General features: G+C 49.8%; 22 protein-coding genes and 2 pseudogenes. 16 read left to right on the top strand and 8 right to left on the bottom strand.

Annotation, left to right across the window (positions count from 1 at the left end):
* Positions 1-110: 110 nt before the first annotated feature.
* Positions 111-638, bottom strand: a complete 528-nt coding sequence (gene mobB / locus HEN21_RS17150) for a molybdopterin-guanine dinucleotide biosynthesis protein MobB (RefSeq protein ID WP_176252732.1) — start codon at positions 636-638, stop codon at positions 111-113.
* Positions 620-1,204 (bottom strand): molybdenum cofactor guanylyltransferase MobA, encoded by a 585-nt coding sequence (gene mobA, locus HEN21_RS17145; RefSeq protein WP_176252731.1) that lies wholly within the window; start codon positions 1,202-1,204, stop codon positions 620-622. Before mobA ends, mobB begins: the two co-directional genes overlap by 19 nt.
* Positions 1,205-1,273: 69 nt before the next feature.
* Here mobA and HEN21_RS17140 point away from each other — a divergent pair, with 69 nt between their 5' ends.
* From HEN21_RS17140 to HEN21_RS17125, 4 genes are all read left to right on the top strand, one after another.
* A complete protein-coding gene (locus HEN21_RS17140; RefSeq protein WP_001295263.1) occupies positions 1,274-1,543 on the top strand; it encodes a YihD family protein in 270 nt (89 codons plus the stop codon).
* 76 nt (positions 1,544-1,619) lie between these two features.
* Entirely contained in the window at positions 1,620-2,606 is a 987-nt protein-coding gene (gene srkA / locus HEN21_RS17135; protein ID WP_176252730.1) for a stress response kinase SrkA, read from the top strand.
* A 16-nt stretch (positions 2,607-2,622) separates the two neighbouring features.
* The gene (gene dsbA, locus HEN21_RS17130) at positions 2,623-3,249 is read left to right on the top strand and encodes a thiol:disulfide interchange protein DsbA (protein WP_000725344.1); all 627 of its coding nucleotides are present in this window, start codon (positions 2,623-2,625) and stop codon (positions 3,247-3,249) included.
* A gap of 154 nt (positions 3,250-3,403) precedes the next feature.
* Positions 3,404-4,834, top strand: coding sequence for a DUF945 family protein (locus HEN21_RS17125; RefSeq protein ID WP_010350926.1), 1,431 nt, complete (start codon positions 3,404-3,406; stop codon positions 4,832-4,834).
* 39 nt (positions 4,835-4,873) lie between these two features.
* On the opposite strand, the gene HEN21_RS17120 is transcribed toward HEN21_RS17125, so the two are convergent.
* On the bottom strand, positions 4,874-5,806 hold the full coding sequence (locus HEN21_RS17120; protein ID WP_021549987.1) for an acyltransferase: 933 nt from the start codon (positions 5,804-5,806) through the stop codon (positions 4,874-4,876).
* 363 nt (positions 5,807-6,169) lie between these two features.
* Here HEN21_RS17120 and polA point away from each other — a divergent pair, with 363 nt between their 5' ends.
* Positions 6,170-8,956 (top strand): DNA polymerase I, encoded by a 2,787-nt coding sequence (polA, locus tag HEN21_RS17115; RefSeq protein WP_176252729.1) that lies wholly within the window; start codon positions 6,170-6,172, stop codon positions 8,954-8,956.
* Between the two features lie 165 nt (positions 8,957-9,121).
* The gene (locus HEN21_RS23615) at positions 9,122-9,169 is read left to right on the top strand and encodes a spot 42 RNA, inhibition of DNA synthesis (protein ID WP_071892919.1); all 48 of its coding nucleotides are present in this window, start codon (positions 9,122-9,124) and stop codon (positions 9,167-9,169) included.
* A gap of 172 nt (positions 9,170-9,341) precedes the next feature.
* On the opposite strand, the gene yihA is transcribed toward HEN21_RS23615, so the two are convergent.
* Positions 9,342-9,974: a ribosome biogenesis GTP-binding protein YihA/YsxC gene (gene yihA / locus HEN21_RS17110; RefSeq protein ID WP_176252728.1), complete on the bottom strand. Its 633-nt coding sequence runs from the start codon at positions 9,972-9,974 to the stop codon at positions 9,342-9,344.
* A 234-nt stretch (positions 9,975-10,208) separates the two neighbouring features.
* On the opposite strand from yihA, the pseudogene HEN21_RS17105 reads away from it, so the two are divergent.
* The 3 genes and pseudogenes from HEN21_RS17105 to hemN all read left to right on the top strand — a co-directional run bounded on the left by HEN21_RS17105 (position 10,209) and on the right by hemN (position 12,626).
* Positions 10,209-10,436: pseudogene (locus tag HEN21_RS17105) on the top strand (hypothetical protein).
* A gap of 118 nt (positions 10,437-10,554) precedes the next feature.
* Positions 10,555-11,064, top strand: coding sequence for a Der GTPase-activating protein YihI (gene yihI, locus HEN21_RS17100; RefSeq protein WP_010348274.1), 510 nt, complete (start codon positions 10,555-10,557; stop codon positions 11,062-11,064).
* Between the two features lie 188 nt (positions 11,065-11,252).
* Positions 11,253-12,626: an oxygen-independent coproporphyrinogen III oxidase gene (gene hemN / locus HEN21_RS17095; protein ID WP_000116105.1), complete on the top strand. Its 1,374-nt coding sequence runs from the start codon at positions 11,253-11,255 to the stop codon at positions 12,624-12,626.
* A gap of 151 nt (positions 12,627-12,777) precedes the next feature.
* Here the strand turns inward: hemN and HEN21_RS17090 are convergent, their stop codons facing one another.
* The 4 genes from HEN21_RS17090 to glnA all read right to left on the bottom strand — a co-directional run bounded on the left by HEN21_RS17090 (position 12,778) and on the right by glnA (position 17,054).
* Positions 12,778-12,888: a YshB family small membrane protein gene (locus tag HEN21_RS17090; protein ID WP_000893993.1), complete on the bottom strand. Its 111-nt coding sequence runs from the start codon at positions 12,886-12,888 to the stop codon at positions 12,778-12,780.
* A gap of 111 nt (positions 12,889-12,999) precedes the next feature.
* Positions 13,000-14,409: a nitrogen regulation protein NR(I) gene (gene glnG, locus HEN21_RS17085; protein ID WP_176252727.1), complete on the bottom strand. Its 1,410-nt coding sequence runs from the start codon at positions 14,407-14,409 to the stop codon at positions 13,000-13,002.
* 11 nt (positions 14,410-14,420) lie between these two features.
* Positions 14,421-15,470: a nitrogen regulation protein NR(II) gene (gene glnL, locus HEN21_RS17080; RefSeq protein ID WP_000190576.1), complete on the bottom strand. Its 1,050-nt coding sequence runs from the start codon at positions 15,468-15,470 to the stop codon at positions 14,421-14,423.
* Positions 15,471-15,644: 174 nt separating this feature from the next.
* Positions 15,645-17,054, bottom strand: coding sequence for a glutamate--ammonia ligase (glnA, locus tag HEN21_RS17075; RefSeq protein WP_001271712.1), 1,410 nt, complete (start codon positions 17,052-17,054; stop codon positions 15,645-15,647).
* A 372-nt stretch (positions 17,055-17,426) separates the two neighbouring features.
* Here glnA and typA point away from each other — a divergent pair, with 372 nt between their 5' ends.
* From typA to HEN21_RS22835, 7 genes and pseudogenes are all read left to right on the top strand, one after another.
* Positions 17,427-19,250 (top strand): ribosome-dependent GTPase TypA, encoded by a 1,824-nt coding sequence (gene typA / locus HEN21_RS17070; RefSeq protein WP_000570663.1) that lies wholly within the window; start codon positions 17,427-17,429, stop codon positions 19,248-19,250.
* Between the two features lie 246 nt (positions 19,251-19,496).
* A pseudogene (locus tag HEN21_RS17065) lies at positions 19,497-19,613 on the top strand (aldose 1-epimerase); the annotation flags it as partial.
* 140 nt (positions 19,614-19,753) lie between these two features.
* Positions 19,754-20,353 carry a glucose-1-phosphatase gene (gene yihX / locus HEN21_RS17060; protein WP_105287269.1) on the top strand — a complete coding sequence of 200 codons (600 nt, stop codon included), beginning with the start codon at positions 19,754-19,756 and terminating at the stop codon, positions 20,351-20,353.
* Positions 20,347-21,219: a virulence factor BrkB family protein gene (locus HEN21_RS17055; RefSeq protein ID WP_000920721.1), complete on the top strand. Its 873-nt coding sequence runs from the start codon at positions 20,347-20,349 to the stop codon at positions 21,217-21,219. Before yihX ends, HEN21_RS17055 begins: the two co-directional genes overlap by 7 nt.
* Positions 21,216-21,653: a D-aminoacyl-tRNA deacylase gene (gene dtd / locus HEN21_RS17050; protein WP_000560983.1), complete on the top strand. Its 438-nt coding sequence runs from the start codon at positions 21,216-21,218 to the stop codon at positions 21,651-21,653. The genes HEN21_RS17055 and dtd overlap by 4 nt, the downstream gene beginning before the upstream one ends.
* Positions 21,654-21,697: 44 nt before the next feature.
* Positions 21,698-22,639 (top strand): fatty acid biosynthesis protein FabY, encoded by a 942-nt coding sequence (gene fabY / locus HEN21_RS17045; RefSeq protein ID WP_001297068.1) that lies wholly within the window; start codon positions 21,698-21,700, stop codon positions 22,637-22,639.
* 1 nt (position 22,640) lies between these two features.
* Positions 22,641-22,799 carry a hypothetical protein gene (locus HEN21_RS22835; RefSeq protein WP_187415968.1) on the top strand — a complete coding sequence of 53 codons (159 nt, stop codon included), beginning with the start codon at positions 22,641-22,643 and terminating at the stop codon, positions 22,797-22,799.
* Positions 22,800-22,929 lie beyond the last annotated feature (130 nt).

Genomic DNA, 22,929 nt, shown 5'->3' with positions numbered 1-22,929 from the left:
CAGGCATCAGATAAAGCGAAAGGCCATCCGGAAGGATGGCCTTTTTGCGTTGCTGGTGCAGAAAAAAGTCCGGATGCGACGCTGGCGCGTCTTATCCAGCCTACACTTGCCTATCCGTCCTGCTTTTGCATCCACTCCACCACAAAATCAACCAGCCCCTCAACATCATTAATATCCAGTAATGCGACATCAAGATTAAGCGGCACATCACTGGCTACAGCAATAACATGCCTGTCTATCACTAATTCTTCCGGTCGATGTCCGGCCCCATCGCGAAACAGCACAATCTTTGCGATCTCTTCATGCTTAAACCCTTCGACCAGAATCAAATCCAGCTTTGAGGTATCCATTCGGCTTGCGAGGAAATGTAGATCCAGTTCTTCTTCATCTGGCGTTTCCGTCATCAAAGCCCATCGTTGCTGGCTGGCAACGATGGTTTGCGCCGCGCCAGCCTTGCGCAGCTCATAGCTATCTTTGCCTGGCTTATCAACATCCATATCATGATGCGTATGCTTAATCAGCCCCGGACGGATCCCCCTGGCGCATAATGCCGGGATCAGTTTTTTCAGCAGCGTAGTTTTTCCGGTGCCACTCCACGCAGCAAAGGCGAGTAACGGTATCATCGTTTTTCCTGCCATCGGGCAAGCTCCTCTGGCGTATTCACGTTTATAAATGCCTCTTTGCGATCGCTGAAATCAACCGCGTGACCGCCAGCAAGATTCATAAAAGCCATCACCCGGCGCTCTCCGGACAGCAGGCATTTCTGCAATAATGGCTCAATAGCGCGGTTTACCAGGGCTATAGTCGGGTGATCGCGTTCGCCGTCATGAACCCACACGACAGACGCATCTTTGCGCTGATGGTTAAGTCGGGAGACTAAATCCTGGGGAATATAGGGTGTATCGCACGGACAAAACAGAAACCACTCGCCTTTTTCCTGCTGCATTACTGAAAGCATTCCCGCCAGTGGCCCAGGGTAATCCGCCAGAGAATCCGCTATCACTTTCAGACCGGTTGCCTGATAGATTTCCTGATGGCGATTGGCATTAACCACGACGTGAGACAGCTGCGTCATAAGCGCGTCAGCGACATGTTGCCACAGCGGTTTGCCATTTAATTCAAGCAATCCTTTATCTACGCCGCCCATTCGTCTGGCTTTACCTCCTGCCAGCACAACGCCTGTTATCATCGTCATCAGATTCACCGATATCGCCTCTTTTATTGTGGGATTGACCCTGCTAACGTGTCTGTCTCAAGAGTAAGGAGCATCACTATGAAATGTAAACGTCTGAATGAAGTTATTGAACTCCTCCAGCCAGCCTGGCAAAAAGAGCCAGATCTTAACCTGCTGCAATTTTTGCAGAAACTGGCGAAAGAGTCAGGTTTTGACGGCGAACTGGCGGATTTGACGGATGACATTCTGATCTATCATTTGAAAATGCGTGATTCCGCGAAAGATGCGGTGATCCCAGGTTTGCAGAAAGATTATGAAGAAGACTTCAAAACGGCGCTATTACGCGCACGCGGCGTAATTAAAGAGTAAAAGCTTGTAAGCGGCGCGACCAAAATCATCGTGAAATGATATCCTTCATCATTCGTAATGTTTTCCGGATGATGGGATGAACAACAACGCTTTTACTTTCCAGACACTACACCCGGATACCATCATGGACGCTCTGTTTGAGCAAGGGATCCGGGTGGATTCCGGGCTTACCCCGCTTAACAGCTATGAAAACCGTGTCTATCAATTTCAGGACGAAGATCGTCGACGTTTTGTCGTCAAATTTTACCGCCCTGAACGCTGGACAGCCGATCAAATCCTCGAAGAACATCAATTTGCGTTGCAGTTGGTAAACGATGAAGTGCCGGTCGCAGCGCCAGTGGTGTTCAATGGCCAGACTTTATTGAATCATCAGGGATTTTATTTCGCCGTTTTCCCAAGCGTCGGTGGTCGCCAGTTCGAAGCTGATAATATCGATCAGATGGAAGCGGTTGGTCGTTATCTGGGGCGTATGCACCAGACGGGGCGCAAACAGCTTTTTATCCATCGCCCGACCATCGGCCTGAATGAATATTTCATTGAGCCACGTAAACTGTTTGAGGACGCTACGCTGATACCTTCCGGGTTGAAAGCGGCATTCCTGAAAGCGACAGATGAGCTGATCACCGCCGTTACAGCGCACTGGCGGGAAGATTTCACCGTTCTGCGGCTACATGGTGACTGCCATGCCGGGAACATTCTCTGGCGCGATGGTCCGATGTTTGTCGATCTGGATGATGCACGTAATGGTCCGGCTATTCAGGATTTGTGGATGTTGCTGAATGGTGATAAAGCCGAGCAGCGGATGCAACTGGAAACTATTATTGAAGCTTATGAAGAATTTAGCGAGTTCGACACCGCTGAAATCGGACTGATTGAACCTTTACGCGCCATGCGTTTAGTTTATTATCTTGCCTGGCTAATGCGGCGTTGGGCTGATCCCGCGTTCCCGAAAAATTTCCCGTGGTTAACCGGGGAAGATTACTGGCTGCGACAGACGGCGACTTTTATAGAACAGGCAAAAGTTCTACAAGAACCCCCTTTGCAATTAACACCTATGTATTAATCGGAGAGAGTAGATCATGAAAAAGATTTGGCTGGCGCTGGCTGGTTTAGTTTTAGCGTTTAGCGCATCGGCGGCGCAGTATGAAGATGGTAAGCAGTACACCACTCTGGAAAAACCGGTTGCTGGCGCGCCGCAAGTGCTGGAGTTTTTCTCTTTCTTCTGTCCGCACTGCTATCAGTTTGAAGAAGTTCTGCATATTTCTGATAACGTGAAGAAAAAACTGCCGGAAGGCGTGAAGATGACTAAATACCACGTCAACTTCATGGGTGGGGATCTGGGCAAAGAACTGACTCAGGCATGGGCAGTGGCGATGGCGCTGGGCGTGGAAGACAAAGTCACGGTTCCGCTGTTTGAAGGCGTACAGAAAACCCAGACCATTCGTTCTGCATCTGATATTCGCGATGTATTCATCAACGCAGGTATTAAAGGTGAAGAGTACGACGCGGCGTGGAACAGCTTTGTGGTGAAATCTCTGGTCGCTCAGCAGGAAAAAGCCGCAGCTGACGTGCAATTGCGTGGCGTTCCGGCGATGTTTGTTAACGGCAAATATCAGCTGAACCCGCAGGGTATGGATACCAGCAATATGGATGTTTTTGTTCAGCAGTATGCTGATACAGTGAAATATCTGTCTGAGAAAAAATAATTCATTGTAAATTACATAAGGCCCGTGAATATTTACGGGCTTTTTTTATTATTTAATAAATATAAATACATTCTGATAATGCACCCTGTTACTGGACATTATTTCAGCATAAGTGGATATTCAAAGTTTTGCTGTTTTATCAGGGAATATTTATATGATACGTAAGTCAGTTACAGGTGTCATTGTTGCGTTAACCGTTATCTGGGGTGGTGGCACATGGTACACAGGTACGCAAATTCAGCCTGGTGTCGAAAAGTTTATTAAAGATTTTAACGATGCTAAAAAGAAAGGTGAACATGCCTACGATATGACATTAAGTTATAAAAACTTTGAAAAAGGCTTTTTTAATTCCCGTTTTGAAATGCAACTTACATTTGATAACGGCGCACCCGATTTCAATATCAAGTCAGGCCAGAACGTTGCATTTGATGTGGATGTTGAGCACGGTCCGTTACCCATCACAATGTTAATGCGTGGTAATGTCATCCCCGCACTGGCAGCGGCAAAAGTGAACTTAGTGAATAATGAACTGACACAACCGCTATTTACCGCCGCGAAAAATAAATCGCCCGTTGAAGCGAAATTGCGATTCGCGTTTGGTGGCTCATTCTCCACGACATTAGATGTTGCCCCTGCAGAGTATGGAGAGTTTTCCTTTGGTGAAGGCCAGTTTACTTTTAATGGTGATGATAGTTCATTGTCTAACCTGGATATTGAAGGCAAGGTCGAAGATATTGTCCTGAAATTATCGCCAATGAGCAAAGTAACGGCGAAGAGTTTTACCATTAATTCTCTGACGCGATTAGAAGAAAAGAAATTTCCGGTTGGTGAAAGCGAGTCAAAATTTAATCAGATTAACATTATCAATCGCGGTGAAGACGTTGCCCAACTCGATAATTTCGTTGCAAAAACCAGGCTAGATCGCGTAAAAGATAAAGATTATATCAATGTCAATCTGACCTACGAACTTGATAAGTTAACAAAAGGGAATCAGCAACTCGGTAGTGGTGAGTGGTCATTGATTGCTGAATCTATTGATCCCTTAGCGGTGCGTCAATTTATCATCCAGTATAACATTGCGATGCGGAAGCAGCTTGCTGCACACCCTGAGTTAGCAAACGATGAAGCTGCTCTGCAAGAAGTGAATGCTGCATTGTTCAAAGAGTATTTACCGTTATTACAAAAAAGTGAGCCAGTTATTAAATTACCGGTTAGCTGGAGAAATACTCTCGGAGAACTAAACGCCAATCTGGATCTTAGTATTGATGATCCAGCCAAATCTTCATCATCCATAAACAAAGATATCAAATCGTTCAATTTAAACGTGGCTTTACCGCTTAATGTTGTTACAGAAACAGCAAAACAACTTAATTTATCTGAAGGTATGGATGCTGAAAAAGCCCAGAAGCGGGCGGATAAACAAATCAGCGGGATGATGACATTAGGTCAGATGTTTCAGTTAATCACGATTGACAACAATACCGCCTCGCTACAGTTGCGTTATACACCGGGTAAAGTTGTTTTTAACGGGCAGGAGATGAGCGAAGAAGAATTTATGTCTCGTGCCGGACGTTTTGCACATTAATATAATATCTCGCCTCTGCTAATTCAGAGGCGAGAAAAGCTACTTATTCTGGTGCTGCGATGACATCAATGACGTCAGAAGCCTGTCTTTTTCATGCCACAGTGAGTTCAGCCATTGCTGAAAATGGCGTTTAAAGTTTTTGTCATTGATATAGTCGCCATGCAACTCTTCAGCAATAGGTTGTAAATCCACATGCACGACAATTCTGGTCAGTTTGCCACTTAGCATATCGAAGAATGGTTGACGGTGATTATCCGGGTAACACAGCGTAACGTTGAGCAATTTATCGAATTGTTTACCCAGTACATTCAGCGCCATCGCAATACCGGCAGCTTTTGGCGGCAGAAGATTTTGAAATGTTGAGTGGGTTTGCTGGTGTTTCTCTTCAGTGAAGCGGGAACCCTCAACAAAATTCACAATAGTGGTGGGATGCAGGCGAAATTTTTCGCAGGAACGACGAGTGGTTTCTACATCTTTACCGCGTCGCTCCGGATGACGTAACAAATAAGCGCGCGAATAACGCTTCATAAACGGCATATCCAGCGCCCAACACGCCAGGCCAAGAAAAGGCACCCAGGCCAGTTGCTGTTTGAGGAAATATTTATTCATCGGAATGTGCTTACGAAACAGCACACACAGTACGACAATATCTGCCCAGCTATGGTGATTACAAATAAGCAGATACCAGTTCTTTTTACTTAACCCTTCCAGCCCGTGAACTTCCCATCGCAAATGTGGATTAAGGTGTAGTAATAGCGCCAGTCCTTCGCACCAGCAATACATCATAAAATCACAAAAACGTGAAACTTTTCGCCATATCATTGGCACAGGTAACAATAGTTTTACGATCCCGGCAATGATGATCGGGACGGAACAAAAAATGGTAACCAAAATGGTCAATACGATACTCAGCAAAAGGGTTATCGTAGCGAGTATTCTCGTCATAATTAATTTATTCAAAAAGTTAGCCATAGACAGTGCGCGAAAGAAGCGCAAGGCGCAGATTTTAGCAGAAAACGCCCCAAATAACGGATGATCCTGAAGTAGAAAAATAATTTATATCTATCCACATTAGAAGAAATCCTATTATCTCAATTATTAGGGATGGCTTTATTTTTAACTGCATGAAAAACAAAGATAAACATCATGCTGTAAAAAGCATGATAATAAATTAAAAGCGATGTAAATAATTTATGCACAAAGTTATCCACATGACGATTTGCGAGCGATCCAGAAGATCTACAAAAGATTTTCACGAAAAGCGGTGAAAAACTCATGTTTTCATCCTGTCTGTGGCATCCTTTACCCATAATCTGATAAACAGGCACGGACATTATGGTTCAGATCCCCCAAAATCCACTTATCCTTGTAGATGGTTCATCTTATCTTTATCGCGCATATCACGCGTTTCCGCCGCTGACCAACAGCGCAGGCGAGCCGACCGGTGCGATGTACGGTGTCCTCAACATGCTGCGTAGTCTAATCATGCAATATAAACCGACACATGCAGCGGTGGTCTTTGACGCCAAGGGAAAAACCTTTCGTGATGAACTGTTTGAACATTACAAATCACATCGCCCGCCAATGCCGGACGATTTGCGAGCGCAAATCGAACCCCTGCACGCAATGGTCAAGGCGATGGGACTGCCGCTGCTGGCGGTTTCTGGCGTAGAAGCGGACGACGTTATCGGTACACTGGCGCGCGAAGCCGAAAAAGCCGGGCGTCCGGTGTTGATCAGCACTGGCGACAAAGATATGGCGCAGCTGGTGACGCCAAATATTACGCTTATCAATACCATGACGAACACCATCCTCGGCCCGGAAGAGGTGGTGAATAAGTACGGCGTACCGCCAGAACTGATCATCGACTTCCTGGCGCTGATGGGCGACTCCTCCGATAACATTCCTGGCGTACCGGGCGTGGGTGAAAAAACCGCGCAGGCACTGCTGCAGGGTCTTGGCGGGCTGGATACGCTGTATGCCGAGCCGGAAAAAATTGCTGGGTTGAGCTTCCGTGGCGCGAAAACAATGGCAGCGAAGCTCGAGCAAAACAAAGAAGTTGCTTATCTCTCATACCAGCTGGCGACGATTAAAACCGATGTTGAACTGGAGCTGACCTGTGAACAACTGGAAGTGCAGCAACCGGCAGCGGAAGAGTTGTTGGGGCTGTTCAAAAAGTATGAGTTCAAACGCTGGACTGCTGATGTCGAAGCGGGCAAATGGTTACAGGCCAAAGGGGCAAAACCAGCCGCGAAGCCGCAGGAAACCAGTGTTGCAGACGAAGCACCAGAAGTGACGGCAACGGTGATTTCTTATGACAACTACGTCACCATCCTTGATGAAGAAACACTGAAAGCGTGGATTGCGAAGCTGGAAAAAGCGCCGGTATTTGCATTTGATACTGAAACCGACAGCCTTGATAACATCTCTGCCAACCTGGTCGGGCTTTCTTTTGCTATCGAGCCAGGCGTAGCGGCATATATTCCGGTTGCTCATGATTATCTTGATGCGCCCGATCAAATCTCTCGCGAGCGTGCACTCGAGTTGCTAAAACCGCTGCTGGAAGATGAAAAGGCGCTGAAGGTCGGGCAAAACCTGAAATACGATCGCGGTATTCTGGCGAACTACGGCATTGAACTGCGTGGGATTGCGTTTGATACCATGCTGGAGTCCTACATTCTCAATAGCGTTGCCGGGCGTCACGATATGGACAGCCTCGCGGAACGTTGGTTGAAGCACAAAACCATCACTTTTGAAGAGATTGCTGGTAAAGGCAAAAATCAACTGACCTTTAACCAGATTGCTCTGGAAGAGGCCGGTCGCTACGCCGCCGAAGATGCAGACGTCACCTTACAATTGCATCTGAAAATGTGGCCGGATCTGCAGAAACACAAAGGGCCGTTGAACGTCTTCGAGAATATCGAAATGCCGCTTGTGCCGGTGCTTTCACGCATTGAACGTAACGGTGTGAAGATCGATCCGAAAGTTCTGCACAATCATTCTGAAGAGCTCACTCTGCGCTTGGCGGAGCTGGAAAAGAAAGCGCATGAAATTGCGGGTGAAGAATTTAATCTTTCTTCAACCAAGCAGTTGCAAACTATTCTTTTTGAAAAACAGGGCATTAAGCCGCTGAAGAAAACGCCGGGTGGTGCGCCGTCAACGTCAGAAGAGGTGCTGGAAGAGCTGGCGCTGGACTATCCATTACCGAAAGTGATTCTGGAGTATCGTGGTCTGGCGAAGCTGAAATCAACCTATACCGACAAACTACCGTTGATGATTAACCCGAAAACTGGGCGCGTACATACTTCTTATCATCAGGCGGTAACCGCGACGGGACGTTTATCGTCAACCGACCCTAACCTGCAAAACATTCCGGTGCGTAACGAAGAAGGTCGCCGTATCCGCCAGGCGTTTATTGCGCCGCAGGATTACGTGATTGTTTCTGCGGACTACTCGCAGATTGAACTGCGTATTATGGCGCATCTCTCGCGAGATAAAGGCCTGCTGACCGCATTCGCGGAAGGAAAAGATATTCACCGGGCAACGGCCGCAGAAGTGTTTGGTTTGCCGCTAGAAACCGTCACCAGCGAGCAACGCCGCAGTGCGAAAGCAATCAACTTTGGTCTGATTTACGGCATGAGTGCTTTCGGCCTGGCGCGCCAGTTAAACATTCCGCGCAAAGAAGCGCAGAAGTACATGGATCTTTACTTCGAACGCTATCCGGGCGTGCTGGAGTATATGGAACGTACCCGCGCACAGGCGAAAGAGCAGGGTTACGTTGAAACTCTGGACGGACGCCGTCTCTATCTGCCGGATATCAAGTCCAGCAACGGTGCGCGTCGTGCTGCGGCTGAACGTGCAGCAATTAACGCACCGATGCAGGGAACCGCAGCCGACATCATCAAACGGGCTATGATTGCCGTAGATGCATGGTTACAGGCCGAGCAACCGCGCGTTCGTATGATCATGCAGGTACACGATGAACTGGTATTTGAAGTTCATAAAGATGATCTCGATGTGGTATCAAAGAAAATCCATCAATTGATGGAAAACTGTACCCGTCTGGATGTGCCGTTGCTGGTGGAAGTCGGAAGCGGTGAAAACTGGGATCAGGCGCACTAAGATTCGCCTGAATATGCCCTTTTTTCGTAAGTAAGCAACATAAGCTGTCACGTTTTGTGATGGCTATTAGAAATTCCTATGCAACAACTGAAAAAAAATTACAAAAAATGCTTTCTGAACTGAACAAAAAAGAGTAAAGTTATTCGCGTAGGGTACAGAGGTAAGATGTTCTATCTTTCAGACCTTTTACTTCACGTAATCGGATTTGGCTGAATTTTTTAGCCGCCCCAGTCAGTAATGACTGGGGCGTTTTTTATTGGGCGAGAGAAAAGATCTGAATTGCCTGATGCATAACGCTTATCAGATTTACGGCGTGAGTCGCAATATTTTGAAGACCCAGGCCAGACAAAGCATTTAAGCTGCATCCGGCACCGGGGAAAGAAAATTATTCGCCGTCCTGATTCTCTTCGACGGGCTGCATTTCGCTAAACCAGATATCCAGCTTCTGACGCAGCTTATCCACACCTTGTTTCTTCAGCGAAGAGAAGGTTTCTACCTGCACATCACCATTAAATGCCAGCACCGCTTCACGCACCATATTCAATTGCGCTTTACGTGCACCGCTCGCCAGTTTGTCCGCTTTGGTCAGTAGCACCAACACGGCGATATTGCTGTCCACCGCCCACTCAATCATCTGCTGATCGAGATCTTTCAGCGGATGGCGAATATCCATCAGTACCACCAGACCTTGCAGGCTCTGACGTTTTTCGAGGTATTCGCCGAGCGCGCGCTGCCATTTGCGCTTCATCTCTTCCGGGACTTCCGCATAACCGTAGCCAGGCAAGTCAACCAGACGCTTGCCATCAGCCACTTCAAACAGGTTGATAAGCTGGGTGCGCCCTGGCGTTTTCGAGGTACGAGCCAGGCTTTTCTGGTTAGTCAGCGTGTTCAGCGCGCTGGATTTACCTGCGTTGGAACGGCCTGCAAAAGCCACTTCGATCCCGGTATCGGAAGGTAAGTGGCGAATATCAGGCGCACTCATCACAAAATGCGTCTGTTGATAATTGAAATTAGTCAAAGCGGTCGTCTCCGTCAGTCAAAGCTTTTCAGCGATTATACCTGAACCACAATAAAAGACGGATTTTTCGGGGGACATGGTGTAAGTAAAAGCCACATGCTTTGTGAGACATTGCCGATCATCTTTATGCGAAATCGAAGAGAAAATTCTGCGATGCATGTCAAATAGGTCAAATAAATCATGTGATTAGTTTTATACAATAATCTGAAAATGAGAAAATACTGATGATAGTTTATTGTTTGTTTAGCGCAGAAGCGTAAAGTAGCACCCATAGAGCGAGGACGCTAACAGGAAGATGACTCAGGATGAGGGTCAGGAGCGCCAGGAGGCGAAGACAGAGGATTGTCAGGAAGACAAACGTCCGGAGACGTAATTAAACGGAAATGGAATCAACACGGAATGTTCTGGCTAATGGAAAAACAGGGTGTGTTGGCGGCCTGCAAGGATTGTAAGACCCGTTAAGGGTTATGAGTCAGGAAAAAAGGCGACAGAGTAATCTGTCGCCTTTTTTCTTTGCTTGCTTTCTGTTAGATTCCGCCGCAAATCTATACTGAATAAAACGGCAAAAAGACGAACCATTATGAAACCATCATCTTCAAACTCACGCAGCAAAGGTCACGCAAAAGCGCGTCGAAAAACACGCGAGGAGCTGGATCAGGAAGCTCGTGACCGCAAGCGCCAGAAAAAACGCCGTGGTCATGCGCCGGGCAGTCGCGCAGCGGGCGGTAACACTACATCAGGCAACAAAGGCCAGAACGCACCGAAAGATCCACGTATTGGCAGTAAAACCCCTATTCCATTGGGTGTGACTGAAAAAGTCACCAAACAGCACAAACCGAAGAGTGAGAAACCTATGCTTTCACCGCAGGCGGAGTTGGAGTTACTGGAAACGGATGAGCGTCTGGATGCGCTGCTGGAACGTCTGGAAGCAGGCGAAACCCTGAGCGCCGAAGAGCAATCCTGGGTTGATGCCAAACTGGATCGTATTGATGAGCTGATGCAGAAACTCGGCCTCTCTTATGACGACGATGAAGAAGAGGAAGAAGACGAGAAGCAAGAAGACATGATGCGTCTGCTGCGGGGCAACTAACGGATTGCCACCGTGGGCCTTCCCGTTCTGCTGATAACCCTTCCGGTTATATGTTATCTGGTGTGGTTATTCGTTAAACTACAACGGTTGTCGCGGCGACAAAAGTGGCTGCGCAACCGGCTGATGACCCGAACCGGGCATCCGTCGGTACGCCGTAGCCGCCAGAGACGCCATCGGAAGGAGTGAGCATGTCTGTACAGCAAATCGACTGGGATCTGGCCCTGATCCAGAAATATAATTATTCCGGGCCACGATACACCTCGTACCCGACCGCGCTGGAGTTTTCAGAAGACTTCGGCGAACAGGCGTTTTTACAAGCCGTGGCGCGCTATCCTGAGCGTCCATTATCTCTCTACGTACATATCCCGTTCTGCCATAAGCTTTGTTACTTCTGCGGTTGCAATAAGATTGTCACACGCCAGCAGCACAAGGCTGACCAATACCTGGACGCGCTGGAGCAAGAAATCGTCCATCGTGCACCGCTGTTTGCCGGGCGTCACGTTAGTCAGTTGCACTGGGGCGGTGGTACGCCGACGTATCTGAATAAAACGCAAATCAGCCGCCTGATGAAGCTGCTGCGGGAAAACTTCCAGTTCAATGCCGACGCGGAAATCTCGATCGAAGTCGATCCGCGTGAAATCGAACTGGATGTACTCGATCATTTACGTGCCGAAGGTTTTAACCGTCTGAGCATGGGCGTGCAGGACTTCAACAAAGAAGTGCAGCGTCTGGTTAACCGTGAGCAGGATGAAGAGTTCATCTTTGCGCTGCTTAACCATGCGCGTGAGATTGGCTTTACCTCCACCAACATTGACCTGATTTACGGCCTGCCGAAACAGACGCCGGAGAGTTTCGCTTTTACCCTGAAACGCGTAGCGGAACTTAACCCCGATCGTCTGAGTGTCTTTAACTACGCACATCTGCCGACCATTTTTGCTGCTCAGCGTAAAATCAAAGATGCTGACCTGCCGAGTCCGCAGCAGAAACTCGATATTCTGCAAGAAACCATCGCCTTCCTGACGCAATCGGGCTATCAGTTTATTGGTATGGATCACTTTGCCCGCCCGGATGACGAGCTGGCTGTGGCTCAGCGTGAAGGCGTGCTGCATCGTAACTTCCAGGGCTACACCACCCAGGGGGATACCGACCTGCTGGGGATGGGCGTTTCAGCCATCAGCATGATTGGCGACTGCTACGCGCAAAACCAGAAAGAGTTGAAGCAGTACTATCAGCAGGTGGATGAACAAGGTAATGCGCTGTGGCGCGGTATTGCATTAACGCGCGATGACTGTATTCGCCGCGATGTGATTAAGTCGCTTATCTGCAATTTCCGTCTGGATTACGCCCCCGTTGAACAACAGTGGGATTTGCACTTCGCTGATTACTTTGCGGAAGATCTCAAGCTTCTCGCCCCGTTAGCAAAAGATGGGCTGGTGGATGTCAATGAGAAGGGGATTCAGGTGACGGCGAAAGGCCGCTTGCTGATCCGCAACATTTGCATGTGCTTCGATACTTATCTGCGCCAGAAAGCGCGGATGCAGCAGTTCTCACGGGTGATTTAAATAGTGAATGGCGCTTCGTTTACAAGTTAGAAAACGAAAGCGCCATCAATGTGCTGAGAACAAGGTTGCCTGATGCGCTACGCTTATCAGGCCTACAAAACCTGTTGAAATTATTGCTTTTGTAGGCCGCATCCGGCATAAACCACGAGCTTCAGCTAAACAGTCCAATCATCGCGACACACAGGATGGCCGCAACGGCAGTTTGCGGTGTGTGGCTATCAACTGCGCCACTCGATACCAGATTAATTATTGATTCCAGCATAATGACTCCCCCCGTTTTCCGGGCAAGATCATACTGAACTTATCGGAACAGTAAAGCGCAAAATAACAGCAATTTGCGCTCAATAATCAATCTTTACACACCAGCCGTGAATCACTCAATCCCCAACTCTTTTAACTTACGTGTCAGGGTGTTACGTCCCCAACCAAGCAGTCGCGCTGCTTCCTGTTTATGTCCCTGCGTATGTCGCAATGCGGTGGTCAGTAACGTCCGCTCCAGCTCTGGCTGCGCTTCAGAAAGCAGGTTTTGATGACCGGAACGCAGCGCCCGATCTGCCCACTGTGCTAACAATGTTGCCCAACTGTCCGGTTGCATAGTGGAAGGACTTTCCGGTACGGTTGATTCAAACAGTTCGCTTGGCAAATCCTGAATCAACACTTCCTGTCCGGCGGCCATCACCGTTAACCAGCGGCAGGTGTTTTCCAGTTGGCGCACGTTCCCCGGCCACGCCAGACGCGTCAGGGCGGCTTCGGTTTCCGGATGCAGCAACTTCGCTTCTACGCCCAATTCGCGCGCGGCAACCTGTAAAAAATGGCGCGCCAGGCGGGGAATATCTTCACGGCGTTCGCGCAGGGGCGGCAGATGAACACGGATAACGTTCAGGCGGTGGAACAGATCCTCGCGGAACTTGCCTTCCTGCACGCGCAGTTCCAGGTTCTGGTGAGTCGCAGCGATAATACGCACATCCACTTTCACCGGCGCATAGCCGCCAACGCGGTAAAACTGACCGTCTGCCAGCACGCGCAGTAACCGTGTCTGCACATCCAGCGGCATATCGCCAATTTCATCAAGGAATAACGTGCCGCCATCGGCCTGTTCAAAACGGCCCTGACGAACGGTATTGGCACCGGTAAACGCGCCTTTCTCGTGACCAAACAGTTCTGATTCGATCAAGTCTTTTGGGATAGCCGCCATATTCAGCGCGATAAACGGCGCTTTGGCTCGCGGGCTGTGGCGATGCAGGGCATGAGCGACCAGCTCTTTACCGGTGCCGGACTCGCCATTGATCAACACGCTAATAGAAGAGCGCGAGAGCCGACCGATAATACGGAACACATCCTGCATAGCTGGTGCTTCGCCGATGATATCGGTTGTTGGGCCGTTAAGCTGAATATTGCGCGGCTGCTGCTGTTCCTGGTAATGGCTGATGGCGCGCTCAACCAGCGCCACGGCTTCGTCGATATCAAACGGTTTGGGCAGATAATCAAACGCCCCTTGTTGATAGGCGCTAACGGCGGCATCCAGATCCGAGTGCGCGGTCATAATGATGACCGGAAGCATCGGATGGCGCTGTTTAATCTGTTTGAGCAGCGCCAGCCCGTCCATTCCGGGCATACGGATATCTGAAAGCAGCACATCCGGCGTTTTGCTCGCCAGCGCCTCCAGCACCTCCGCGCCGTTCTCAAACGTCGTACAAGTTAAACCCGCCCCAGCGAGCGCACGTTCAAGCACCCAACGGATGGAACTATCGTCATCGACTACCCAGACTATCCCTCGTTGCATAAACGTCACCTTTATTTCCTGATAGGCAGGTAAACCGAGAACTCGGTATGACCTGGCCAACTGGTAAATTCAATTTTGCCTGAATGCTGATCAATCAAATTACGGGCGATGGATAAGCCAAGCCCGGTGCCGCCTTCGCGACCGCTGACCATCGGGTAAAACAGCGTATCCTGCAAATGAGGCGGGATACCCGGCCCGTTATCTTCCACATCGATCCGCGCTGCCAGCCGATAGCGTTCGCCGTGCAAGGTCAGTTGAAACGCGGTGCGGGTACGCAGAATAATTTCGCCGCCTTCCGGTCCCAGTGCCTGTAACGCATTGCGCACAATATTCAGCAATACCTGTTCAATTTGATCCGGATCGTGCGCCAGTTCCGGCAGGCTGGGGTCGTAATCACGAATCAACCGCACGTTACCCGGCAGTTCCATCGATACCAGCGCCACTACGCGCTCTGCCACCTTGTGAATACTTTCGGTAACACGCGTACCAGGCAGTTGCGGCCCCAACAGACGGTCGACCAGATTACGTAATCTGTCCGCCTGCTCGATAATTACTTTGGTATATTCCAGCAGCGATGGATCGGGCAACGCTTTGCTGAGTAGCTGTGCCGCGCCACGTAAACCGCCAAGCGGATTTTTAATCTCATGTGCCAGGCCGCGTACCAAATCGCGGGCAGCCACCTGCTGGGCGTGCTGTAGCTGTTCCTGACTTAAGCGGCGCTGGTTATCCATCGGTGCCATCTCCAGCAGGATCATGCCATCAGGCATACGCTGAGCTGTCACAGAAAGGATATGCGAGCGCCCGTCAATCACCAGCGTCACTTCGTTATCGGTAAACCCTTGCCCCGCCTCCAGACTTTCTTGCATTAATTCGATATTTAATGAGAAGTAGCTCAACAGTTCCGGTAACGGCGTACCGAACAATTTGCGGGAGCTTTGGGCGAGCAGTTGTTGCGCGGCGGGGTTGGCGTAATGTATCGCCAGATTGTCATCAATTAACAAAATACTGTTAATCAGCGAGTTGAGGATCTGCCCAGCATCGGGCTGCGTGCCTGTTGCCATAAAGCAGTCTCCTGAACAGGTTGCACCATTTTAGTGCATTATAGCTTTTTACGGATAAAAAGCGCGAAGCATCAGAGAAATGACGGAGAAAAAAGCCCATGCAGAGATGGGCTGAAAGTTTCCACGGCAACTAAATCCCGGCGTTGTTCGCGCCGGGTAGTACAACTTCAACTATTAGACGCTGTAGTACAGCTCAAACTCTACCGGATGCGGAGTCATACGCACGCGGTCATCTTCTTCGCGACGCAGGGCGATGTACGCATCGATTGCTTCATCAGTGAACACGCCACCGGCTTTCAGGAACTCGCGGTCCAGATCCAGTTCGTTCAGTGCTTCTTCCAGAGAGCCTGCAACCTGTGGGATCTCTTTCGCTTCTTCCGGCGGCAGGTCATACAGGTTTTTGTCCATCGCTTCGCCTGGGTGGATCTTGTTCTTGATACCATCAAGACCCGCCATCAGCAGGGCAGCAAAGCACAGGTACGGGTTAGCGGCCGGATCCGGGAAACGTACTTCGATACGACGCGCTTTTGGAGACGCAACCACCGGAATACGGATAGAAGCAGAGCGGTTACGCGCAGAGTAAGCCAGCATTACCGGTGCTTCGTAACCCGGAACCAGACGCTTGTAAGAGTTAGTGGTCGGGTTTGCCAGCGCGTTAATCGCTTTCGCGTGTTTGATTACGCCGCCAATGTAGTACAGCGCCTGCTCAGAAAGACCCGCGTATTTGTCGCCTGCGAACAGGTTAACGCCGTTTTTAGACAGCGACATGTGGCAGTGCATACCGGAGCCGTTATCACCAAACATCGGTTTTGGCATAAAGGTCGCGGTTTTACCGAAGCGGTGCGCCACGTTGTGAACGACATATTTGTAGATCTGAATTTCGTCAGCTTTTTTGGTCATGGTATTGAAGCGGGTTGCCACTTCGTTCTGACCTGCGGTCGCTACTTCGTGGTGATGTGCTTCAACCACCAGACCCATCTGTTCCATTACCAGGCACATTTCAGAACGGATATCCTGAGCTGAGTCTACTGGCGGAACCGGGAAGTAACCGCCTTTCACTGCCGGACGGTGACCTTTGTTACCACCTTCGTATTGGGTGGAGGAGTTCCATGCGCCTTCGATATCGTCGATAGCAACGTGAGAACCGGAGATAGAAGATCCGAAACGGATGTCATCGAACAGGAAAAATTCTGGTTCTGGCCCGAACAGTACGGTGTCGGCAATGCCAGTAGAGCGCAGGTAATCTTCGGCGCGTTTCGCGATGGAGCGCGGGTCACGGTCATAGCCTTGCAGGGTGCCAGGTTCAAGGATGTCGCAACGGATAATCAGGGTAGAGTCGGCGAAGAACGGGTCAATCACTGCGGTGGATGCGTCTGGCATCAGCACCATGTCGGATTCGTTAATGCCTTTCCAGCCGCCAATCGAGGAGCCGTCAAACATTTTGCCTTCTTCGAAGAATTCAGCATTCACCTGATGAGCAGGGATAGTGACGTGCTGTTCTTTACCTTTGGTATCGGTGAAGCGCAAATCAACAAACTTCACTTCGTGCTCGTTCAGCATCGTCAGTACGTGTTCAGCGGACATACTTTAACTCTCCTGGATTGGTCATTGTCGTCGTGGTAACGAAATCTGCAATTATTTTGGCCGTGTCGCCGTAAAAAAGATAAAGCGAAATCTGTGCCAACTTTTAAATTGCCCCTAAAAGGCGTTATCATGCTTAACATCGTGCAAAAGGGCTGCACCGTGATGTGAATGTTGCACCAATATAGTGCTTCAATGGAAACATTAAGCACCATGTTGGTGCAATGACCTTTGGATAACCCTTTTTATGCTCCGTGAAAGCGATCACAAAGGGACTCTGCAATACTTGTTTGCGGAGGATGTTTGTGATCCTGTTTTGTAGTGCGATTAATCCGTGTACAATAACGCGCTATTTCTAATGCCTGAGGCAAAGTTGTGATCGAAAAATTGCGTAATATCGCCATCATCGCGCACGTCGACCATGGTAAAACCACCCTGGTAGACAAGCTGCTCCAACAATCCGGTACGTTCGACTCTCGTGCCGAAACCCAAGAGCGCGTGATGGACTCCAACGATTTGGAGAAAGAGCGTGGGATTACCATCCTCGCGAAAAACACCGCTATCAAATGGAATGATTACCGTATCAACATCGTTGATACCCCGGGGCACGCCGACTTCGGTGGTGAAGTTGAACGTGTAATGTCCATGGTAGACTCAGTGCTGCTGGTGGTTGACGCATTTGACGGCCCGATGCCGCAAACGCGTTTCGTAACCAAAAAAGCGTTTGCTTACGGCCTGAAGCCGATTGTTGTTATCAACAAAGTTGACCGCCCAGGCGCGCGTCCTGACTGGGTTGTGGATCAGGTATTTGACCTGTTCGTTAACCTCGACGCGACCGACGAGCAGCTGGACTTCCCGATCGTTTACGCTTCTGCGCTGAACGGCATCGCGGGTCTGGATCACGAAGATATGGCGGAAGACATGACCCCGCTGTACCAGGCGATTGTTGACCACGTTCCTGCGCCGGACGTTGACCTTGACGGTCCGTTCCAGATGCAGATTTCTCAGCTCGATTACAACAGCTATGTTGGCGTTATCGGCATTGGCCGCATCAAGCGCGGTAAAGTGAAGCCGAACCAGCAGGTTACTATCATCGATAGCGAAGGCAAAACCCGTAACGCGAAAGTCGGTAAAGTGCTGGGCCACCTCGGTCTGGAGCGTATCGAAACCGATCTGGCGGAAGCTGGCGATATCGTGGCGATCACTGGCCTTGGCGAGCTGAACATTTCTGACACCGTTTGCGACACGCAAAACGTTGAAGCATTGCCGGCACTCTCCGTTGATGAGCCGACCGTTTCCATGTTCTTCTGCGTTAACACCTCTCCGTTCTGCGGTAAAGAAGGTAAGTTCGTAACGTCTCGTCAGATTCTGGATCGTCTGAACAAAGAACTGGTACACAACGTTGCGCTGCGCGTAGAAGAAACCGAAGACGCCGATGCGTTCCGCGTTTCTGGTCGTGGCGAACTGCACCTGTCTGTTCTTATTGAGAACATGCGTCGTGAAGGTTTCGAACTGGCGGTATCCCGTCCGAAAGTTATCTTCCGTGAAATCGACGGTCGTAAACAAGAGCCGTTCGAAAACGTGACTTTGGACGTTGAAGAACAGCATCAGGGTTCTGTAATGCAGGCGCTGGGCGAGCGTAAAGGCGAGCTGAAAAACATGAATCCAGACGGTAAAGGCCGCGTACGTCTCGACTACGTGATCCCAAGCCGTGGTCTGATTGGCTTCCGTTCTGAGTTCATGACCATGACTTCCGGTACGGGTCTGCTGTACTCCACCTTCAGCCACTACGACGACGTACGTCCGGGTGAAGTGGGTCAGCGTCAGAACGGCGTACTGATCTCTAACGGCCAGGGTAAAGCGGTAGCGTTCGCGCTGTTTGGTCTGCAGGATCGCGGTAAGCTGTTCCTCGGTCACGGTGCAGAAGTTTACGAAGGTCAGATTATCGGTATTCACAGCCGCTCTAACGACCTGACTGTAAACTGCCTGACCGGTAAGAAACTGACCAACATGCGTGCTTCCGGTACTGACGAAGCCGTTGTTCTGGTTCCGCCTATCCGCATGACTCTGGAACAAGCTCTGGAGTTCATCGATGATGACGAACTGGTAGAAGTTACTCCGACCTCTATCCGTATTCGTAAACGTCACCTGACGGAAAACGATCGTCGCCGCGCGAACCGTGGTCCAAAAGAAGATTAATTTTTCTTTTTAGTCGTGAAAAACCTGCCAGTGATGGCAGGTTTTTTTTTGCCTTTGCAGGTCTGATAAGATGCGTCAGCATCGCATCAGGCATTATCGAAAGCCCTGCACACGGAGAAAATCCGCAATCGCGTCAGTGTTGTTGTGACCAATAACACTTTCAGCACAGGCACTCGCCATTACCCATCGCAATGCCTTTCCCAGCCATCCTCAAAATAAAGGCTATGATTTCATCCAGCGCGATGCACCTGGGTTAACCCGCTTACCCAGGCACCTGACGCAATAAATCTAACGCCGGAATTTGTGACGCCAGATAAGCCGCTGGTCATCGAAACCCGTTGGCCATTTACGCCTGAATCTTAACCATTCATGTATTGCGAAAAAGCCAGTGAAATTACTCTGCTTTTTCGCAATCAGCGTCACAAGATTACCCATATTGCCACATAGCCAAACCCCTCCTTTCCCGCTACAGTTAATTTCCTGTGGCGAGAAAGGAGGCAAAAATGCTCTATATCTTTGATTTAGGTAATGTGATTGTCGATATCGACTTTAACCGTGTGCTGGGAACCTGGAGCGATTTAACGCGCGTTCCGCTGGCTACGCTTAAGAAGAGTTTTCATATGGGGGAGGCGTTTCATCAGCATGAACGTGGGGAAATTAGCGATGAAGCGTTCGCAGAGGCGCTGTGCCATGAGATGGCCTTACCGCTAAGCTACGAGCAGTTCTCCCACGGCTGGCAGGCAGTGTTTGTCGCGCTGCGCCCGGAAGTGATCGATATCATGCATAAACTGCGTGAACAGGGGCATCGCGTGGTGGTGCTTTCCAATACTAACCGCCTGCATACCACTTTCTGGCCGGAGGAATACCCGGAAATCCGCAACGCTGCCGACCATATCTATCTGTCGCAAGATTTAGGTATGCGCAAACCGGAAGCGCGGATCTACCAGCATGTTTTACAGGCAGAAGGTTTTTCACCAGATGATACCGTCTTTTTCGATGACAACGCCGATAATATAGAAGGGGCTAATCAGCTAGGCATTACCAGCATTCAGGTAAAAGATAAAACCACCATCCCGGACTATTTCGCGAAGGTGTTATGCTAAAAACCATCCATGAAAAAGCCAGGCATCGTACCCGTCCGCTATGGGCCTGGCTGAAACTACTCTGGCAACGCATTAATGAGGACAACATGACAACCCTGGCAGGTAACCTTGCCTATGTGTCGTTGCTCTCATTAGTGCCGCTGGTTGCCGTTGTTTTTGCGCTTTTCGCCGCTTTTCCCATGTTTTCCGACGTCAGCATTCAGTTGCGTCACTTTATTTTCGCCAACTTTCTGCCTGCCACCGGCGATGTTATCCAGCAATATATCGAACAGTTTGTTGCCAATTCCAACAAGATGACCGCCGTCGGGGCATGTGGCCTGATCGTCACGGCGTTATTGCTGATGTACTCCATCGATAGCGCACTTAACGCCATCTGGCGCAGTAAACGGGTGCGTCCCAAAATTTACTCGTTTGCCGTGTACTGGATGATTTTGACGTTAGGGCCGCTGTTGGCAGGTGCCAGTCTGGCGATCAGTTCCTATCTGCTCTCCCTGCGCTGGGCGAGCGATCTCAATACCGTCATCGACAATGTGCTGCGTATTTTTCCGCTGCTGTTGTCGTGGATCTCCTTCTGGCTGCTGTACAGCATTGTTCCTACCATCCGCGTACCTAACCGCGACGCTATTGTCGGCGCGTTTGTCGCCGCGCTCCTGTTCGAAGCAGGAAAGAAAGGTTTCGCGCTTTATATCACCATGTTCCCGTCATATCAGCTCATTTACGGTGTACTGGCGGTGATCCCCATTCTCTTCGTCTGGGTCTACTGGACATGGTGTATCGTCTTGCTTGGCGCGGAAATTACTGTCACTCTCGGGGAATACCGCAAACTAAAACAAGCAGCTGAACAAGAAGAAGACGACGAGCCATGATTGCATTAATTCAACGCGTAACCCGTGCCAGCGTCACCGTGGAGGGAGAAGTGACGGGCGAAATTGGCGCGGGACTTTTGGTGTTATTGGGTGTCGAAAAGGATGACGACGAACAGAAAGCAAACCGTCTGTGCGAGCGTGTGCTCGGCTATCGCATCTTTAGCGATGCCGAAGGCAAGATGAATCTCAACGTGCAACAGGCCGGCGGCAGTGTGCTGGTGGTTTCCCAGTTTACCCTTGCCGCAGATACCGAACGAGGGATGCGCCCAAGTTTCTCCAAAGGCGCATCACCGGATCGCGCAGAGGCGTTATATGACTATTTCGTCGAACGCTGCCGTCAGCAGGAGATGAACACGCAAACAGGACGCTTCGCTGCGGATATGCAGGTATCGCTGGTCAATGATGGCCCCGTGACATTCTGGTTGCAGGTATGAGCCAGCTTCCAGGGGTATCACGGGAAACAAGAGAGAGTATCGCTATGTATCACCTTCGGGTTCCACAAACAGAAGAAGAATTAGAGCGTTACTATCAGTTTCGCTGGGAGATGTTGCGTAAACCCCTGCATCAACCGAAAGGTTCGGAACGCGACGCGTGGGATGCGATGGCGCATCACCAGATGGTCGTTGACGAGCAGGGTAATCTGGTGGCGGTAGGGCGGCTGTATATCAATGCCGATAACGAAGCCTCCATCCGTTTTATGGCGGTACACCCGGACGTGCAGGACAAAGGGTTGGGGACGCTGATGGCGATGACGCTTGAGTCGGTGGCGCGTCAGGAAGGTGTTAAACGCGTGACCTGTAGCGCCCGCGAAGATGCGGTGGAGTTTTTCGCCAAGCTGGGGTTTGTGAATCAGGGAGAAATCACCACACCAACTACCACGCCCATTCGTCATTTTTTGATGATTAAACCTGTCGCTACTCTGGATGATATTTTGCATCGCGGCGACTGGTGCGCACAGCTCCAGCAGGCGTGGTATGAACACATCCCATTAAGTGAAAAAATGGGCGTGCGTATTCAGCAATATACTGGGCAAAAATTTATCACCACCATGCCGGAAACCGGCAATCAGAATCCGCATCATACGTTATTTGCCGGGAGTTTATTCTCGCTGGCAACACTCACCGGTTGGGGGCTTATCTGGCTGATGCTGCGTGAACGCCATCTCGGCGGAACGATTATTCTGGCCGATGCGCATATCCGCTACAGCAAACCGATTAGCGGTAAACCCCATGCGGTAGCCGACCTCGGTGCGTTAAGTGGCGATCTCGACCGTCTGGCGCGCGGGCGTAAAGCGCGGGTGCAAATGCAGGTTGAAATCTTTGGCGACGAGACGCCAGGTGCGGTGTTTGAAGGGACGTATATCGTTCTTCCCGCTAAGCCATTTGGCCCGTATGAAGAGGGCGGGAATGAAGAAGAGTAGGGTGGACGTTTTAATTAAAGACCGGTTGGTGGTGGCACTGACCGGTCAGTTACGGATGATTAATTTCACCTTAATCTCCGGTGCTGTAAAGAAGCTGACTTTTTTCGGGTACACCACCTGGATGATGCAAATGAAGACCCAATCAAAAAAATATTCTTGAATATAATATATTCATAACACCCATAATTCATCCTTATTATTTATTGTCGCTTTTCTGTGGGAGTGTCCCCGCCTAATTAAGAGTAATAAATTATTCTGGGCGATAACTAAGCCATTTTTGAGTAACAATT

It is taken from the genome of Escherichia sp. 93.1518, from assembly GCF_013368915.2.
GTDB lineage: Bacteria > Pseudomonadota > Gammaproteobacteria > Enterobacterales > Enterobacteriaceae > Escherichia > Escherichia ruysiae.
Note: the sequence above shows the minus strand (reverse complement) of the source record. Positions and strands in the feature narration are given on the sequence as shown.

What these genes read in the sequence shown, in the direction of transcription:
- mobB (WP_176252732.1), bottom strand. Translation starts at nt 638, where the DNA reads ATGGCAGGAAAAACGATGATACCGTTACTCGCCTTTGCTGCGTGGAGT.
- HEN21_RS17140 (WP_001295263.1), top strand. Translation starts at nt 1,274, where the DNA reads ATGAAATGTAAACGTCTGAATGAAGTTATTGAACTCCTCCAGCCAGCC.
- srkA (WP_176252730.1), top strand. Translation starts at nt 1,620, where the DNA reads ATGAACAACAACGCTTTTACTTTCCAGACACTACACCCGGATACCATC.
- dsbA (WP_000725344.1), top strand. Translation starts at nt 2,623, where the DNA reads ATGAAAAAGATTTGGCTGGCGCTGGCTGGTTTAGTTTTAGCGTTTAGC.
- HEN21_RS17125 (WP_010350926.1), top strand. Translation starts at nt 3,404, where the DNA reads ATGATACGTAAGTCAGTTACAGGTGTCATTGTTGCGTTAACCGTTATC.
- HEN21_RS17120 (WP_021549987.1), bottom strand. Translation starts at nt 5,806, where the DNA reads ATGGCTAACTTTTTGAATAAATTAATTATGACGAGAATACTCGCTACG.
- polA (WP_176252729.1), top strand. Translation starts at nt 6,170, where the DNA reads ATGGTTCAGATCCCCCAAAATCCACTTATCCTTGTAGATGGTTCATCT.
- yihI (WP_010348274.1), top strand. Translation starts at nt 10,555, where the DNA reads ATGAAACCATCATCTTCAAACTCACGCAGCAAAGGTCACGCAAAAGCG.
- hemN (WP_000116105.1), top strand. Translation starts at nt 11,253, where the DNA reads ATGTCTGTACAGCAAATCGACTGGGATCTGGCCCTGATCCAGAAATAT.
- HEN21_RS17090 (WP_000893993.1), bottom strand. Translation starts at nt 12,888, where the DNA reads ATGCTGGAATCAATAATTAATCTGGTATCGAGTGGCGCAGTTGATAGC.
- glnG (WP_176252727.1), bottom strand. Translation starts at nt 14,409, where the DNA reads ATGCAACGAGGGATAGTCTGGGTAGTCGATGACGATAGTTCCATCCGT.
- glnL (WP_000190576.1), bottom strand. Translation starts at nt 15,470, where the DNA reads ATGGCAACAGGCACGCAGCCCGATGCTGGGCAGATCCTCAACTCGCTG.
- glnA (WP_001271712.1), bottom strand. Translation starts at nt 17,054, where the DNA reads ATGTCCGCTGAACACGTACTGACGATGCTGAACGAGCACGAAGTGAAG.
- yihX (WP_105287269.1), top strand. Translation starts at nt 19,754, where the DNA reads ATGCTCTATATCTTTGATTTAGGTAATGTGATTGTCGATATCGACTTT.
- HEN21_RS17055 (WP_000920721.1), top strand. Translation starts at nt 20,347, where the DNA reads ATGCTAAAAACCATCCATGAAAAAGCCAGGCATCGTACCCGTCCGCTA.
- dtd (WP_000560983.1), top strand. Translation starts at nt 21,216, where the DNA reads ATGATTGCATTAATTCAACGCGTAACCCGTGCCAGCGTCACCGTGGAG.
- fabY (WP_001297068.1), top strand. Translation starts at nt 21,698, where the DNA reads ATGTATCACCTTCGGGTTCCACAAACAGAAGAAGAATTAGAGCGTTAC.